10 protein-coding genes are annotated in these 14,122 nt (G+C 65.6%); 5 read left to right on the top strand and 5 right to left on the bottom strand.

The genetic code is table 11. The features are described 5' to 3' along the window. Window positions 1–11: 11 nt before the first annotated feature. The gene (locus MLE42_RS02770; protein ID WP_243286346.1) at window positions 12–1,931 is read right to left on the bottom strand and encodes a fumarate reductase/succinate dehydrogenase flavoprotein subunit; all 1,920 of its coding nucleotides are present in this window, start codon (window positions 1,929–1,931) and stop codon (window positions 12–14) included. A 16-nt stretch (window positions 1,932–1,947) separates the two neighbouring features. Then, entirely contained in the window at window positions 1,948–2,643 is a 696-nt protein-coding gene (locus MLE42_RS02765) for a succinate dehydrogenase cytochrome b subunit (RefSeq protein WP_243286345.1), read from the bottom strand. Window positions 2,644–3,086: 443 nt separating this feature from the next. On the opposite strand from MLE42_RS02765, the gene MLE42_RS02760 reads away from it, so the two are divergent. The 5 genes from MLE42_RS02760 to MLE42_RS02740 all read left to right on the top strand — a co-directional run bounded on the left by MLE42_RS02760 (window position 3,087) and on the right by MLE42_RS02740 (window position 11,137). After that, on the top strand, window positions 3,087–5,525 hold the full coding sequence (locus MLE42_RS02760) for a sodium-translocating pyrophosphatase (RefSeq protein WP_243286344.1): 2,439 nt from the start codon (window positions 3,087–3,089) through the stop codon (window positions 5,523–5,525). Between the two features lie 139 nt (window positions 5,526–5,664). Further along, entirely contained in the window at window positions 5,665–7,737 is a 2,073-nt protein-coding gene (locus MLE42_RS02755; RefSeq protein WP_243286343.1) for a S9 family peptidase, read from the top strand. Window positions 7,738–7,799: 62 nt separating this feature from the next. Then, window positions 7,800–8,231 (top strand): VOC family protein, encoded by a 432-nt coding sequence (locus MLE42_RS02750; RefSeq protein ID WP_243286342.1) that lies wholly within the window; start codon window positions 7,800–7,802, stop codon window positions 8,229–8,231. 70 nt (window positions 8,232–8,301) lie between these two features. Beyond that, the gene (locus MLE42_RS02745) at window positions 8,302–9,879 is read left to right on the top strand and encodes a peptide chain release factor 3 (protein WP_243286341.1); all 1,578 of its coding nucleotides are present in this window, start codon (window positions 8,302–8,304) and stop codon (window positions 9,877–9,879) included. 85 nt (window positions 9,880–9,964) lie between these two features. Beyond that, entirely contained in the window at window positions 9,965–11,137 is a 1,173-nt protein-coding gene (locus MLE42_RS02740) for a serine hydrolase domain-containing protein (protein WP_243286340.1), read from the top strand. Window positions 11,138–11,221: 84 nt separating this feature from the next. Here MLE42_RS02740 and MLE42_RS02735 read toward each other — a convergent pair whose 3' ends face one another. The 3 genes from MLE42_RS02735 to MLE42_RS02725 are packed head-to-tail and all read right to left on the bottom strand — an operon-like array spanning window position 11,222 to window position 14,118. Beyond that, window positions 11,222–12,142 (bottom strand): class I fructose-bisphosphate aldolase, encoded by a 921-nt coding sequence (locus tag MLE42_RS02735; RefSeq protein WP_243286339.1) that lies wholly within the window; start codon window positions 12,140–12,142, stop codon window positions 11,222–11,224. A 35-nt stretch (window positions 12,143–12,177) separates the two neighbouring features. Then, window positions 12,178–13,248 carry a DUF3187 family protein gene (locus MLE42_RS02730; RefSeq protein WP_243286338.1) on the bottom strand — a complete coding sequence of 357 codons (1,071 nt, stop codon included), beginning with the start codon at window positions 13,246–13,248 and terminating at the stop codon, window positions 12,178–12,180. Window positions 13,249–13,260: 12 nt separating this feature from the next. Beyond that, window positions 13,261–14,118, bottom strand: coding sequence for a 3-hydroxybutyryl-CoA dehydrogenase (locus MLE42_RS02725; RefSeq protein WP_243286337.1), 858 nt, complete (start codon window positions 14,116–14,118; stop codon window positions 13,261–13,263). Between the last annotated feature and the right edge of the window lie 4 nt (window positions 14,119–14,122).

Raw genomic sequence — 14,122 nt, 5'->3', positions numbered from 1 at the left:
GGCTCAGTTCCTCACTTGTAGCTGCGGGTCGCGAGGTGGACGTTCTCGAAGGCGAGCTGCTCGGTGTGGCGCACCGGAGCCTGGCCTTCGCCCTTGTACTCCCAGGCGGCCACATGGGCGAAGTTCTCGTCGTCGCGGAGGGCCTCTCCTTCCTCGGTCTGCCACTCCTCGCGGAAATGGCCGCCGCAGGACTCGCGGCGCTCGAGGGCGTCCAGGCACATCAGCTCGCCGATCTCCAGGAAGTCGGCCACGCGGCCTGCGGCTTCGAGGGACTGGTTCACGTCGTTCCCGGTTCCGGGGATGCGGAGGTTCTTCCAGAACTCTTCGCGGATCTGGGGGATGAGCTCGAGGGCCTTCTTCAGTCCGGCCTCGTTGCGGCCCATGCCGCACATCTCCCACATGACCTTGCCCAGCTCGCGGTGGAAGTGGGTTGGGGTCTCCTTCCCGCCGATGGACATGAGCTTGTCCGTCCGGTCGGTGACCGCCTGCTCCGCGGCCTTCACCGCGGGATCGTCGGCCTTGATGCGGGTGCCGGGCTTGATGCCGGCCAGGTAGCCGCCGATGGTGTAGGGGATCACGAAGTAGCCGTCGGCGAGGCCCTGCATGAGCGCCGAGGCGCCCAGGCGGTTGGCGCCGTGGTCGGAGAAGTTGGCCTCGCCCAGCACGAAGAGGCCGGGGATGGTGCTCATGAGGTCGTAGTCCACCCACAGGCCGCCCATGGTGTAGTGGCTGGCCGGGAAGATGCGCATGGGCGTCTTGTAGGGATTCTCGTCCGTGATGCGCTCATACATCTCGAAGAGGTTGCCGTACTTCTCTTCGATCTTGTTGGCGCCGAGACGGTTGATGGCGTCGCTGAAGTCGAGGTAGACACCCAAGCGGGTGGGCCCGACGCCGCGGCCCTCGTCGCAGACCTGCTTGGCGGCGCGGCTGGAGACGTCGCGGGGAGCCAGGTTGCCGTAGGAGGGGTACTTGCGCTCCAAGTAGTAGTCGCGGTCCTCTTCGGGGATCTGAGAGGCGGGCTTGCCGCAGTCCTCCTTGCGCTTGGGCACCCAGATGCGGCCATCATTGCGCAGCGACTCGGACATGAGCGTGAGCTTGCTCTGATGGTCGCCGGTGACCGGGATGCAGGTGGGGTGGATCTGCGTGAAGCAGGGGTTCGCGAAGGCGGCCCCCTTCTTGTAGGCGCGCCAGACGGCCGTGCCGTTGCAGCCCTTGGCGTTGGTGGACAGGTAGAACACGTTGCCGTAGCCGCCCGTCGCGAGACAGACCGCATCCGCGACGTGGGATGTGACCTCGCCGGTCACCATGTCGCGCACGACGATGCCCTTGGCCACGCCGTCCACCACGATCACTTCCAGCATCTCGTGGCGGGGGAACATCTTCACCTTGCCCAGCCCGATCTGCCGTTCCAGGGCCTGGTAGGCGCCGATGAGCAGCTGCTGGCCGGTCTGCCCGCGGGCGTAGAAGGTGCGGCTCACCTGGGCGCCGCCGAAGGAGCGGTTGTCCAGCAGGCCGCCGTATTCCCGGGCGAAGGGGACGCCCTGGGCGACGCACTGGTCGATGATGTTGTTGCTGACCTCGGCCAGGCGATGCACGTTGGCCTCGCGGGCGCGGAAGTCGCCGCCCTTCACCGTGTCATAGAACAGGCGGTACACGCTGTCGCCATCGTTCTGGTAGTTCTTGGCGGCATTGATGCCGCCCTGGGCGGCGATAGAGTGGGCCCGGCGGGGGCTGTCCTGGTAGCAGAAGCACTCGACCTCGTAGCCGAGCTCGGCCAGGGAGGCCGCGGCGGCGCCACCGGCCAGGCCGGAGCCCACCACGAGCACCTTGTACTTGCGCTTGTTGGCCGGGTTCACGAGCTTGAGATCAAACTTGTGCTTTTCCCATTTCTTGTCGATCGGGCCGTCTGGGATTCGGGCATTGAGTTCCATGGAGCGCTCCCTGGGATCAGTGGATGAAGCCGGTCAGGACGGCGATGGGATAGGAGATGTTCACACCCACCACGAGGACGGTCAGACCGGTGGCGAAGTTGCGCCGCAGGCTGTCGTAGCGGGGATGGGCCAGGCCGAAGCTCTGGGTGCAGCTCCACACGCCGTGCCACATGTGCAGGCCCAGGCAGAGCTGGGCCACGATGTAGAAGGCGGCCGCGGCAGGAACCTTGAAGCCGTTCACGAAGTTGGCGTAGGGGTTCGCGCGGTCGAAGTTGGGATGGACGGTGCCGGTGGTGAGGTGCAGGAGGTGGTAGACGATGAACGCGGCGAGGATGACGCCGCTCCAGCGCATGGTGCGGGAAGCCCAGGTGGACGCGATGTTCTTCTGGTTCCGGTAGCCGACGGGGCGGGCGGCCATGTTGTCCAGCGTGAGGGTCGTGGCGGCCCAGATGTGGAGGCCGACCGCGGTGAGCAGCACCGCTCGGAACACCCAGATGCCCATGCCGTGGATCATGGTGTGCAGGAACTCGGCGTAGTGGTTCATCGCCTCGGCACCCATGTAGGACGTCAGGTTGCCCAGCATGTGGACCGTGACGAATCCGAAGAGGATGACGCCGGTGGCCGCCATGACGACCTTGCGGCCGACCGACGAGGCCAGGAAGCCGTGGCCGCGTGCTTCCGCGCCCGCGATGCTCTGTTCAGCAACGGACATAGGGTGACTCCTTTGAAAAACGGGGAGGTGGGTCGGAGCGCCCGCGTCTGGCGGCGGGGCCCTCTTTCAATGGCGGGGCCATATCTGACCCGATTATCTTCGGACGATCCTCGATTCCCAAGCGCTAATGCTGGAGCAAGGCAAGCTGTGACAATGGGCATCGTCCTGTCCCACCCTGCTGGGACCTTGGTCGGAGGCCGGCCTGAAGTCTTGCGTTTGCAATCCCCGGTCCGCTAAAATCAAGCCCGATCTAGACACGATCTTTGGTGGATCGCCCCCGCGTGGGGCTCGTGCAGCTTCCGCACAGGCCACCATGTCCGTCCTGCTTCCAGCCGATCCAGCTTTCCATTCTCCCTCTCCTTAACCCATCTGGAGGAATAACCATGGCGACGATGAAACGTCTCCTTGACTCTCTGGCATCGACCAGACTCTTCAAGGGGGGGATGACGGCGCTCTTCGCCCTTCTGCTCTCCACCCCGGCCTTCGCGGGTGGCGAGGCGGAACTGAAGATCCCCGCGCTGCAGGGCAGCTTCATGGGCATGACGGGCCACAACCTGCTGCTCATCGGCCTCTTCATCTGCCTGCTCGGCATCGGTTTCGGCCTGGTGCAGTACTCCCAGATCCGCAACCTTCCGGTCCACAAGTCCATGCTCGAGATCTCCGAGCTGATCTATGAGACCTGCAAGACCTACCTGCTGACCCAGATCAAGTTCATCGCGATCCTCTGGTCCTTCATCGCGGTGATCATGGTCGCCTACTTCCGGTTCCTGGCCCACCCGGCCATGAGCTGGCCGCAGGTGATCGTGGTCCTCCTGTTCTCGATCGTCGGCATCCTCGGCTCGGTGGCGGTGGCCTGGTTCGGCATCCGCATCAACACCTTCGCCAACTCCCGCACGGCCTTCGCCAGCCTGGGCGGCAAGCCCTTCCCCACCATGGCCATTCCCCTCAAGGCCGGCATGTCCATCGGCATGCTGCTCATCTCGGTGGAGCTGGTCCTCATGCTGGCCATCCTGCTCTTCATCCCCGGTGACGCCGCCGGTCCGTGCTTCATCGGCTTCGCCATCGGCGAATCCCTTGGCGCCGCCGCCCTCCGCATCGCGGGCGGCATCTTCACCAAGATCGCCGACATCGGCTCCGACCTCATGAAGATCGTCTTCAAGATCAAGGAAGACGATGCCCGCAACCCCGGCGTCATCGCCGACTGCACGGGCGACAACGCGGGAGATTCCGTCGGCCCCACGGCGGATGGCTTCGAGACCTACGGCGTCACGGGCGTCGCGCTCATCACCTTCATCCTGCTCGCCGTCAACCCGGTGACCGCCGGTCCCGGATACCAGGCCATCCAGGTCGCCCTGCTCGTGTGGATCTTCGTCATGCGCGTGGGCATGATCGTGACCTCCGCCGTCTCCTACTGGATCAACGGCATCATCGCCAAGGCCACGTATGGCGAGTCCAAGAAGTTCAACTTCGAGCACCCGCTGACTTCCCTTGTCTGGCTCACCTCGATCCTGTCGATCGTCATGACCTATGTCCTGTCCTTCCTGCTGATCAGCCATCTTCCCGACGGCATTCTCGGTGGGGGCATGTGGTGGAAGCTCTCCACGATCATCACCTGCGGCACCCTGGCCGGTGCGCTGATTCCCGAACTCGTGAAGGTCTTCACCTCCACCAACTCCGGCCACGTGCGGGAGGTCGTCACGGCCTCCAAGGAAGGCGGCGCCTCGCTCAACATCATCAGTGGCCTGGTGGCGGGCTATTTCTCCGCCTACTGGATGGGCCTCACGATCGTCGTCCTCATGGGCGCGGCCTACTACGTGTCCACCTTCGGCCTGGGCGCCTTCATGGCCGCCCCCGCCATCTTCGCCTTCGGCCTCGTGGCTTTCGGCTTCCTGGGCATGGGCCCGGTGACCATCGCTGTGGACTCCTATGGTCCCGTGACCGACAACGCCCAGTCCGTCTATGAGCTCTCCACCATCGAGACGCTCCCCGGCATCGAGGCGGAGATCCAGAAGGACTTCGGCTTCAAGCCCGACTTCGAGGAAGCCAAGATGTACCTCGAGGAGAACGATGGCGCCGGCAACACGTTCAAGGCCACTGCCAAGCCCGTGCTCATCGGCACTGCCGTGGTGGGCGCCACCACCCTGATCTTCTCGATCATCCAGGTGCTGTCCGCGAAGTACGGCTCCGTCCTGCCGAACCTGCCGGGCCAGATGGCGGTCCAGGAGGGTCTGTCCCTGCTGAACCCACTCTTCCTGCTGGGCCTCATCACCGGCGGCGCGGTGATCTTCTGGTTCTCCGGCGCGGCCTGCCAGGCCGTGGCCACGGGCGCCTACCGCGCGGTGGAATTCATCAAGCAGAACATCAACCTGGACGCCGGCGCCGAGAAGGCCTCGGTGGAGGACTCCAAGAAGGTCGTGGAGATCTGCACCCAGTACGCCCAGAAGGGCATGTTCAACATCTTCCTGGCCGTGTTCTTCTCCACGCTGGCCTTCGCCTGCGTGAACCACTACTTCTTCATCGGCTACCTGATCTCCATCGCCGTCTTCGGCCTCTACCAGGCCATCTTCATGGCCAACGCCGGCGGCGCCTGGGACAACGCGAAGAAGCTGGTGGAGACCGAGCTGAAGGCCAAGGGCACCGAGCTCCACGACGCCTGCGTCGTGGGTGACACCGTGGGCGACCCCTTCAAGGACACCTCCTCGGTGGCCATGAACCCGGTCATCAAGTTCACGACCCTCTTCGGCCTCCTGGCCGTGGAGCTGGCCATCACCCTCAACCCCGCCACGGCTCACGTCGCCGCGCTGGTCTTCTTCCTGATCTCGACGGTGTTCGTGTGGCGCTCCTTCTATGGCATGCGCATCCCCGTCGTGGAGGCGAAGTAGCACCTGCCGCCGTCAAGACGTACGAATACAAGAAGGGGCCCTGCAGGGCCCCTTCTTGTGTGATACCTTGTGTCGTGAGGGTATATCCATGCACCGATTATTTCATATTCCAGTTACCCTGCTCGCCTGCGGACTGCTCATGGCTGCCGATCCTGCCCCCAAGCCCCCCGTCGCCCCCCAGAAGGCCCACGCGAGCCTCTGGCATGGGGAGGCGGTGAACGATCCCTGGTTTTGGCTGAGGGAGAAGGCCAATCCGGAGGTGGTGGCCTACCTGAATGCGGAGAACGCCTACACCGAGGCCATGACCAAGGACCTCCAGCCCTTCTCCGAGGCCCTCTACAAGGAGATGCTGGGGCGCATCAAGCAGACGGATCTCAGCGTCCCTGTCCGTCGCGGAGCCTTCTACTACTACGCCCGCACGGAAGAAGGGAAGCAGTACCCCATCCAGTGTCGCCGGAAGGCGGGAAAGGACGGGGCCTATGACGAGAAGGCCGTCGAGGAGGTCCTGCTGGATCAGAACGAGCTGGCGAAGGGCCTCAAGTTCCTCGGCCTGGGCGGCATGTCCGTGAGCGACGACGACCGCACCCTGCTGTACAGCACTGATGCCACGGGCTTCCGCCAGTACAAGCTCTTCACGAAGGATCTGGCCTCGGGCAAGGTCAGCAGCCCACTCGCGGAGCGGGTGACCTCCTTCACCTGGGCGGCGGATTCCCGGCACCTCCTCTTCGTCACGGAGGACGATGTCACCAAGCGCTCCAACCAGCTCTGGCGGCTGGACCTCAAGGGTGGCAAGCCGGAACTGATCTACGAGGAGAAGGACGAGCTGTACCGGATCGGGGTGGGGCGGACGAAGGACCGGAAGTTCCTCCTGATGGAAAGCCAGTCCACGGATACCTGGGAGACCCGGTACCTGGCCGCATCCAAGCCCACCGGTGCCTTCAAGGTCCTCCTGCCCCGGGAGAAGGGCCACAAGTACGACGTGGAGCACCGGGAGGGGACCTTCTACATCCGCACCAACAAGGGCGCGAAGAACTTCCGTCTGGTCACGGCCCCGGTGGCGACGCCGGATCCCAAGCACTGGAAGACCTTCATCCCCCATCGGGCGGATGTGCTGATCGAGGGCCTCGAACCCTTCCGCGACTTCCTGGTGGTGGCCGAGAAGCACGAAGGCCTGGACCGCTTCAGGATCCAGGACGTCAAGACCGGCGACTGGAAGGAGGTGGCCTTCCCCGAGCGGGTGTACGCGGCCTTCCCCGGTGGGACGCCTGAATACACCGCCAGGGCCTTCCGGTTCGCCTACCAGTCCATGATCACGCCCCAGAGCATCTATGACTGCGACATGGCTTCCGGGAAGCAGACCCTCCTGAAGGAGACGGAGGTGCTGGGCGGCTACGACAAGTCCCAGTACGCCACGGAGCGCCTCTGGGCCACGGCCCGGGACGGGGCGAAGGTGCCTCTGTCCGTGGTCTACAAGAAGGGCGTGAAACCCGACGGCTCCGCACCGCTCTTCCTGTATGCCTATGGCTCCTACGGCTTCGGCATGTCCGCCACCTTCTCCATCCCCCGCCTCAGCCTGCTGGACCGGGGCATGGTCTATGTCATCGCCCACATCCGGGGCGGGAACGAGATGGGCGAGGCCTGGCACGACGATGGGATGCTCATGAAGAAGATGAACACCTTCACCGACTTCATCGATGCCGCCGACTACCTGGTGAAGGAGAAGTGGACGAGCAAGGACCGCCTGGTGATCGAGGGCGGCAGCGCCGGTGGCCTGCTCATGGGGGCGGTCACGAACATGAGGCCCGACCTCTTCAAGGCCGTCCACAGCGCCGTGCCCTTCGTGGATGTGATGAACACCATGATGGACGCCAGCCTGCCCCTCACCGTGGGCGAATACCTGGAGTGGGGGAATCCCAACGAGAAGGCCGCCTTCGATTACATGCGGGCCTACAGCCCCTACGACAACCTGGCGAAGAAGGCCTACCCGGCCATCCTCGTCACCACCAGCTTCAACGACAGCCAGGTGATGTACTGGGAACCCGCGAAGTACGTGGCCAAACTCCGCACCCTCAAGACCGACGCCAACCCGCTGCTGCTGAAGATCAAGATGGACCCAGCGGGTCATGGCGGCGCCTCGGGCCGCTACGACGCCCTGAAGGACAAGGCCTTCGAGGCGGCGTGGATGCTTCGGCAGGTCGGCATCGCCAAATAGCCGCGCATCGTTCCAGAGGGCGCATCAGCGCCCTCTGGAACCTGGGAAAGATGAGGTGGGCCATGGCTGTTTCACCTGTTCCGGCTGGATACCACACGGTCACGCCCTACGTGATCGTGCCGGATGGGGAGGGCTTCATCGCCTTTCTCCGAGCCGCTTTCCTCGCGGAGGAACGCAGCCGGGCGGTACGCCCGGACGGGGCCATCGCCAATGCCGAAGTGTGCATCGGCGATTCCATGGTGATGCTGGCCCAGGCCCGGGAGCCATGGAAGCCGATGCCCACGGGCTTCTACCTCTATGTCCCCGACACCGATGCGGTGTACCAGGCCGCCATGGCGGCCGGCGGGGTCTCGCTCACGGAACCCGCCGACCAGTTCTACGGCGACCGCAATGCCGGCGTGCAGGACCCGTGGGGCAACCAGTGGTGGATCGCCACCCACATCGAGGATGTGGGCGAGGCCGAGGTCCAGCGCCGGATGGCGGCCCGGGGTTGAGTCTCCCCTCCGGTCGGGGGACAATGGAAAGGCGCGGCATCCGCCGCGCCTTTCTTTGTTCCGGAACCCCATGTCCCTCTCCGATGAGATCCAGCGGCGGCGAACCTTCGCCATCATCAGCCACCCCGACGCCGGCAAGACCACGCTGACGGAGAAGCTGCTGCTCTACGGCGGCGCCATCGACCGGGCGGGCAGCGTGAAGGCCCGCGAAGGCGGGGCGGCGGCCCACTCGGACTGGATGAGCATCGAGCAGGAACGCGGCATCAGCGTCACCTCCGCGGCCATGCAGTTCGAGTACCACGGCCGGGCCATCAACCTGCTGGATACGCCGGGCCACCAGGACTTCAGCGAGGACACCTATCGGGCGCTTACGGCCGCCGACGCCGTGGTGATGCTCCTGGACTGCGCCAAGGGCGTGGAAGAGCAGACCAAGAAGCTGTTCCGCGTGGCCAATGAACGCAAGCTGCCCATCTTCACCTTCGTGAACAAGCTGGACCGCCCTGGCCGCGAGCCCGTGGAGCTCATCGACGAGGTGGAGGAGCTGTTCGGTCTCCACGCCGTGCCCATGACCTGGCCCATCGGTTCTGGCACGGACTTCAAGGGTGTCTACGTCCGGGCCACGGGCCAGATCCAGGTCTTCGAGCGGGCCAAGGCGGGCCAGAAGGCGCGCGTGGCCGGGAAGGGCGGTCTGGACGATCCCGAGATCGCCGCCCTGTTGACACCCGCCGAGCTGCAGCAGCTCAAGGATGACGTGGATCTCATGGATCACGTGCTGCCGTCCTTCGACCGGGAAGCCTTCCTGCGCGGCGAGCAGTCCCCGATGTTCTTCGGGTCGGCCGTGAACAACTTCGGCGTGGCGGAATTCTTGGAAGAGTTCCTGGAGCTTGCCCCCGCGCCGGGCCCGCGGCCCCTGATGAACGGCGGCGAAGTGGGGCCGGAGCAACCCTTCACCGCCTTCGTGTTCAAGGTGCAGGCCAACATGAACAAGGCCCACCGGGACCGCGTGGCTTTCGCCCGCATCGTGTCCGGGAAGTTCGACCGGGGCATGGACGCCCTTCACGTTCGCGAGAAGAAATCCATCAAGCTGAACTACCCCCACATGTTCTTCGGTCGCGAGCGGCAGATCGTGGATGAGGCCTACCCCGGAGACATCCTGGGCCTCATCAACCCCGGCCTGTTCCGCATCGGCGACGTCCTGAGCGCCGCCGGTCCCATCGAGTTCCACGCCGTGCCCCGCTTCTCGCCTGAGCAGTTCGCCTCCGTGCGCCTGGCGGACCCCGGCGCCCGCAAGGGCTTCCTGAAGGGCCTGAGCCAGATCGCGGAAGAAGGCGTGGTGCAGGTCTTCTGGCCCAAGGGCGGCGCGCCCCTGCCCATCCTCGGCGCCATCGGCCGCCTCCAGTTCGAGGTGCTCCAGCACCGCCTCAAGGACGAGTACGCCTGCCCTGTGCTGCTGGAGCCCCGCGGTTTCCAGATGGCCCGCTGGCTTGAAGGCGGCTGGCCCGAGCCCAGCAAGTTCTGGGGCGAGCTGGTGGAAGACACCGAGGGCAACCCCGCCATCCTCTTCGAGAACGACTGGCAGCGAAGGACCACGGCGGAGAAGTCGCCGGGCCTTGTGTTCCTGGAGCACCCAGCGAAGAAAAGACCTTGATCTGTCACCACGCCGTCGTCCGGGCGGCACACGTGACAGATACCATCCTGTTCCCACCCGTCGGTGGAGAGGAGAGGAGCCTGCCATGACGCCATCCAGGGGACGCGGTTCCATCCAGGTGGCAAGGCGGCGTCGAAGGTGGTTCCTCGGGTGGGTCCTCTTTCTGCTGCCCGCGCTGGCCCATGCCGAGGCCCCATCGCCAAGCGCGCCCTTCGATACGCCGGCTCTGGCGGGGGACGGCTGGCAGCGGCTGAGTCCTGCCGAGGCCGGCTTTGATCCCGCCCGCTTTCACGCCCTTCTCATGGAGATGATGGGCAGCCAGGCCAACCTCCATGGCGTGGTCGTCGAGCGGCACGGCCGGCTGGTCGCAGAGGCCTACCGGACGGGCAGGGACCGCACCGTGAACAGCCTCTTCGCCCACACGCGGGCCTTCGGTCCCGAGGTGCGGCACGACGCGCGGTCCGTGGGCAAGAGCGTCATCGACCTACTGGTGGGGGTGGCGCTGGCCCAGGGGAGGCTGAAGCGCGTGGACACCCCGGTGCTCGAGTTCTATCCGGAATTCCCGGAGCTGGCCTCGCCGGAGCGGCGGACCATCACGCTGGAGCACCTCCTCGGGATGAGCAGCGGCCTAGCCTGGCATGAAGGTGGCGACGGGCCTGACGATGAGCACAAGCTGATGTGGAAGTGGACCCCGACCTACCATCCGCTGAGCCGTCCCGTGGCGGCGGCGCCCGGAACAGTCTTCAACTACAACAGCGGGGGCGCCCTGCTGTTGGCGGACATCCTTTCGCGTGCCACGGGCATGCCGTGGACGGAGTATGCGCGGACGGCCTTGTTCGAGCCCCTGGGGATCAGGGATGTGGAATGGGTGGGGGATTTCCTCGGGAGGCCCATGGCCTACACGGGGTTGCGGATGCGGCCCAGGGACATGGCGAAGCTCGGCCGCCTGGTCCTGAACCGAGGCCAATGGCGGGGTCGCCAGATCGTGCCCTCGGCCTGGATCGACGCCTCTCTGACACCACGGCTCCGCACCGGCTTCGACGACACAGGCTACGGGTACCTCTGGTGGACTGGCTCCGCGGCCTGGCATGGCCGGGCCGTGCCCTGGGCCGCGGCCTTCGGGAATGGCGGCCAGCGCATCTTCGTCGCGCCTGACCTGGACCTCTGTGTGGTCATCACCGCTGGTGCCTACGGCGACCTGAAGGTGGCCCGCCAGGTCAACGCGTTCTTCCGGGAGATCGTCGCGACCGCGGATTGATGACCCAGGAATGACGCCAAACGAAAGAGCGGCGCGAATGCGCCGCTCTTTCCATCCAGGAACGTACAGCGTTCCGAGCGACAGCTACACCTTCGCGAAGATATCCATCACCGCATGCAGGAGCTCGATGGCTTCCTTCTTGGGCCGCTGGAAGGCGTTGCGGCCCATGATGCTGCCGAAGGCACCGCCCTTGGCCAGCTCAGCCACTTCCTGGAGGACCGCCTCGGTGCCCTTGGCCTCGCCGCCGCTGAAGATGATGATGCGGCGACCGTTGAAGGCGCTACGGACCACTTCCTTCACCCGATCCGCCAGGGTCTCGACGGGGATCTGGGCTTTCTCGAAGGCGGCGGCGGCTTCCTTCACCTCAAGGTGCTGCTTGGGGGGCTTCACCTTGATGATGTGGGCACCGAGCTGGGCCGCAATCTGAGCGGCGTAGCCGGCCACGTCCACGGCGGTCTCGCCTTCCTTGGACAGGCCGGCGCCCCGGGGATAGGACCAGACGACGGTGGGCAGGCCCACGGCCTTGGCCTCGAGGATCAGCTCACGCAGGCTCTCGTACTGGATGTTGCGGTCGCCGCTGCCGGGATAGATGGTGTAGCCGATGGCGGCGCAACCCAGGCGCAGGGCGTCCTCGACGCTGCCCGTGATGGCGCTGCAGGGCTCGTGGCCCTTGCTGAGGATGTCGCTGTTGTTGAGCTTGAGGATGAGGGGGATGTCGCCGGCGTAGTCGGAGGCCACGTGCTCGATGAAGCCCAGGGGCGCCGCGTAGGCGTTGCAGCCGGCCTCGATGGCCAGCTCCACGTGGTAGCGGGGATCGTAGCCGGCCGGGTTGGGCGCGAAGCTGCGGGCGGGGCCGTGCTCGAAGCCCTGGTCCACGGGCAGGATCACGAACTTGCCGGTGCCCGCCAGGCGGCCGGTGTTCATCATCCGGGCCAGGTTGGCCTTCACGCCGGGGTTTTCGGAGCTGTACCAGGACAGGATCTCGCGGACTTTGGCCGTGGCCATGGGGCACCTCGCATGGATTCAAACGCCCATTCTACCTAGAAATGCGCCGTCAGGCTCGCGCCAAGGCCCATGTCCGCGGTGTTCCCCCAGTGGGAGATGTTGTTCAGGTAGCGGAAGGTCAGGGTGGTATGGGGCGTCCAGTGCCAGTGCACTCCCGCATCGTGCTGGAGGCTGGGCTGGTCGAAGTGCTGGGAGGGCCGCCGGGGCAGGTAGCCGCTCTGCCAGTAGAGCTGGAGAAAGGGCTGGACCCGCCGCCAGCGCCGGTATTCCCAGGTGGCATGGGCGCCGACCCCGTTCCGGAACCCGATGGCCGTGTACTCCGGGCTCCCGTGGGGCCGGCGGACGAAGGCTCCGCCGAAGTAGAACGCATGCCGCCCCTCCGGCCTATAGGCACCGGTGATCCCGTAGGTCTGGTCCCACCCGGACCGGAAGGCGTCGTAGGTATGGGTGAGGGGGGGCTTGAGGCTGACCGCGGCGGAGAGCGTCCACGTGGGCGTCGCCAGTAGACGGTGGGTGAGCCCCAGGACCGGATCCTGGGTCTTCCCGAGGATGCGTTCATCGTTGTAGAAGACGACCTTGCCGTACTGGGCCACCGCGAGGGCCACCTGGTTCTTCAGGACGCGATCCCGTCCGGGCTGCTCGAACCCGATCCTGTGGAATCCCTCAATGAGGGGATCCAGGAAGCCCCCCGTGTGGTTCTGGACCGGCAGCCGGAACCACAGGTCGGTCTTGTCCGACAGCCCGTACCTTCCCTCCAGCTCGAACCGGGCGATCTCCTCGTCGAAGTAGTACAGGGTCGGGAGATCGGGAAAAGCGGCGGCGGCTGAGGCGAACACCGCCTCGGTCACGGCCACGCGGCCGGAGGCGTCCCGCGGGGCATACTGCTCGAAGATGTCCGAGAACTGGAAGGTGTTGGCCTCGATCCAGTGCAGGCCCCACCGCCAGCGGCCCCGCCCCAGGGGAACGGGGTCCACCGGCTGGTAGGCCATGGTGGGCAGGTAGAGGGGGAACATCTCCCGGGTGGGGAAGGGGCCCATCTCGTGGAGGGGCTCCTCCGCCGCCAGTCCCAGGAAGGCCACGAAGGCAAGAGCCGCGCGGCGTGGCATGGCTCGCGGAGATCAGGCCTTGCTGTAGTCGTAGAAGCCGCGCCCGCTCTTCTTGCCGAGCCAGCCGGCGTCCACGTACTTGATGAGCAGGGGGCAGGGGCGGTACTTGGGATCGCCCAGGCCCTCGTGCAGCACGTTGAGGATGAAGAGGCAGGTGTCCAGGCCGATGAAGTCCGCCAGGGTGAGAGGGCCCATGGGATGGTTCATGCCCAGCTTCATGATGCCGTCGATGCTCTCCATCGAGGCCACGCCCTCGTACAGCGCGTAGATGGCTTCGTTGATCATGGGCAGCAGCACACGGTTGCTGACGAAGCCAGGGAAGTCGTTGCAGTGGATCGGGGTCTTGCCCAGCTTCTTCGACAGCTCCATCACGGCGTCGAAGGTCGCATCGCCCGTGGCCAGGCCGCGGATGACCTCGATGAGCTGCATGACCGGAACCGGGTTCATGAAGTGCATGCCGATGAAGGCTTCGGGGCGCCTGGTGACCGCGGCCAGCTTGGTGATGGAGATGCTGCTGGTGTTGCTGGCCAGGATGACGCCGGGCTTGCAGACCTTGTCCAGAGTCTCGAAGATCTGCTTCTTGACCTCCCACTTCTCGGTGGCGGCCTCGATGACGATGTCGCAGGCAGCCAGGTCCTCGAGCTTGGTGGTGGTGTGGATCCGGCCCAGGACGGCGGCCTTCTCGTCGGCGCTCATCTTGCCCTTGTCCACGCCCCGCTGGAGGTTCTTGTCGATGGTGGCCACGCCCTTGGCGGCGAAGGCGTCGCTGATGTCCTGCATCAGCACGCTGAAGCCCGCCTGGGCGAAGACGTGGGCGATGCCGTTGCCCATCTGGCCCGCACCGATGACGCCGATGTTCTGGATGCTCATAACG

The sequence above is a fragment of the Geothrix terrae genome, from assembly GCF_022808775.1.
Taxonomy (GTDB): Bacteria; Acidobacteriota; Holophagae; order Holophagales; family Holophagaceae; genus Geothrix; species Geothrix terrae.
This window is presented reverse-complemented; position numbering and strand designations above follow the sequence as displayed.

Bases quoted from the DNA above. Each gene is read 5' to 3' on its own strand.
- MLE42_RS02770 (WP_243286346.1), bottom strand. From the start codon at position 1,931: ATGGAACTCAATGCCCGAATCCCAGACGGCCCGATCGACAAGAAATGG.
- MLE42_RS02765 (WP_243286345.1), bottom strand. From the start codon at position 2,643: ATGTCCGTTGCTGAACAGAGCATCGCGGGCGCGGAAGCACGCGGCCAC.
- MLE42_RS02760 (WP_243286344.1), top strand. From the start codon at position 3,087: ATGACGGCGCTCTTCGCCCTTCTGCTCTCCACCCCGGCCTTCGCGGGT.
- MLE42_RS02755 (WP_243286343.1), top strand. From the start codon at position 5,665: ATGGCTGCCGATCCTGCCCCCAAGCCCCCCGTCGCCCCCCAGAAGGCC.
- MLE42_RS02750 (WP_243286342.1), top strand. From the start codon at position 7,800: ATGGCTGTTTCACCTGTTCCGGCTGGATACCACACGGTCACGCCCTAC.
- MLE42_RS02745 (WP_243286341.1), top strand. From the start codon at position 8,302: ATGTCCCTCTCCGATGAGATCCAGCGGCGGCGAACCTTCGCCATCATC.
- MLE42_RS02740 (WP_243286340.1), top strand. From the start codon at position 9,965: ATGACGCCATCCAGGGGACGCGGTTCCATCCAGGTGGCAAGGCGGCGT.
- MLE42_RS02735 (WP_243286339.1), bottom strand. From the start codon at position 12,142: ATGGCCACGGCCAAAGTCCGCGAGATCCTGTCCTGGTACAGCTCCGAA.
- MLE42_RS02730 (WP_243286338.1), bottom strand. From the start codon at position 13,248: ATGCCACGCCGCGCGGCTCTTGCCTTCGTGGCCTTCCTGGGACTGGCG.
- MLE42_RS02725 (WP_243286337.1), bottom strand. From the start codon at position 14,118: ATGAGCATCCAGAACATCGGCGTCATCGGTGCGGGCCAGATGGGCAAC.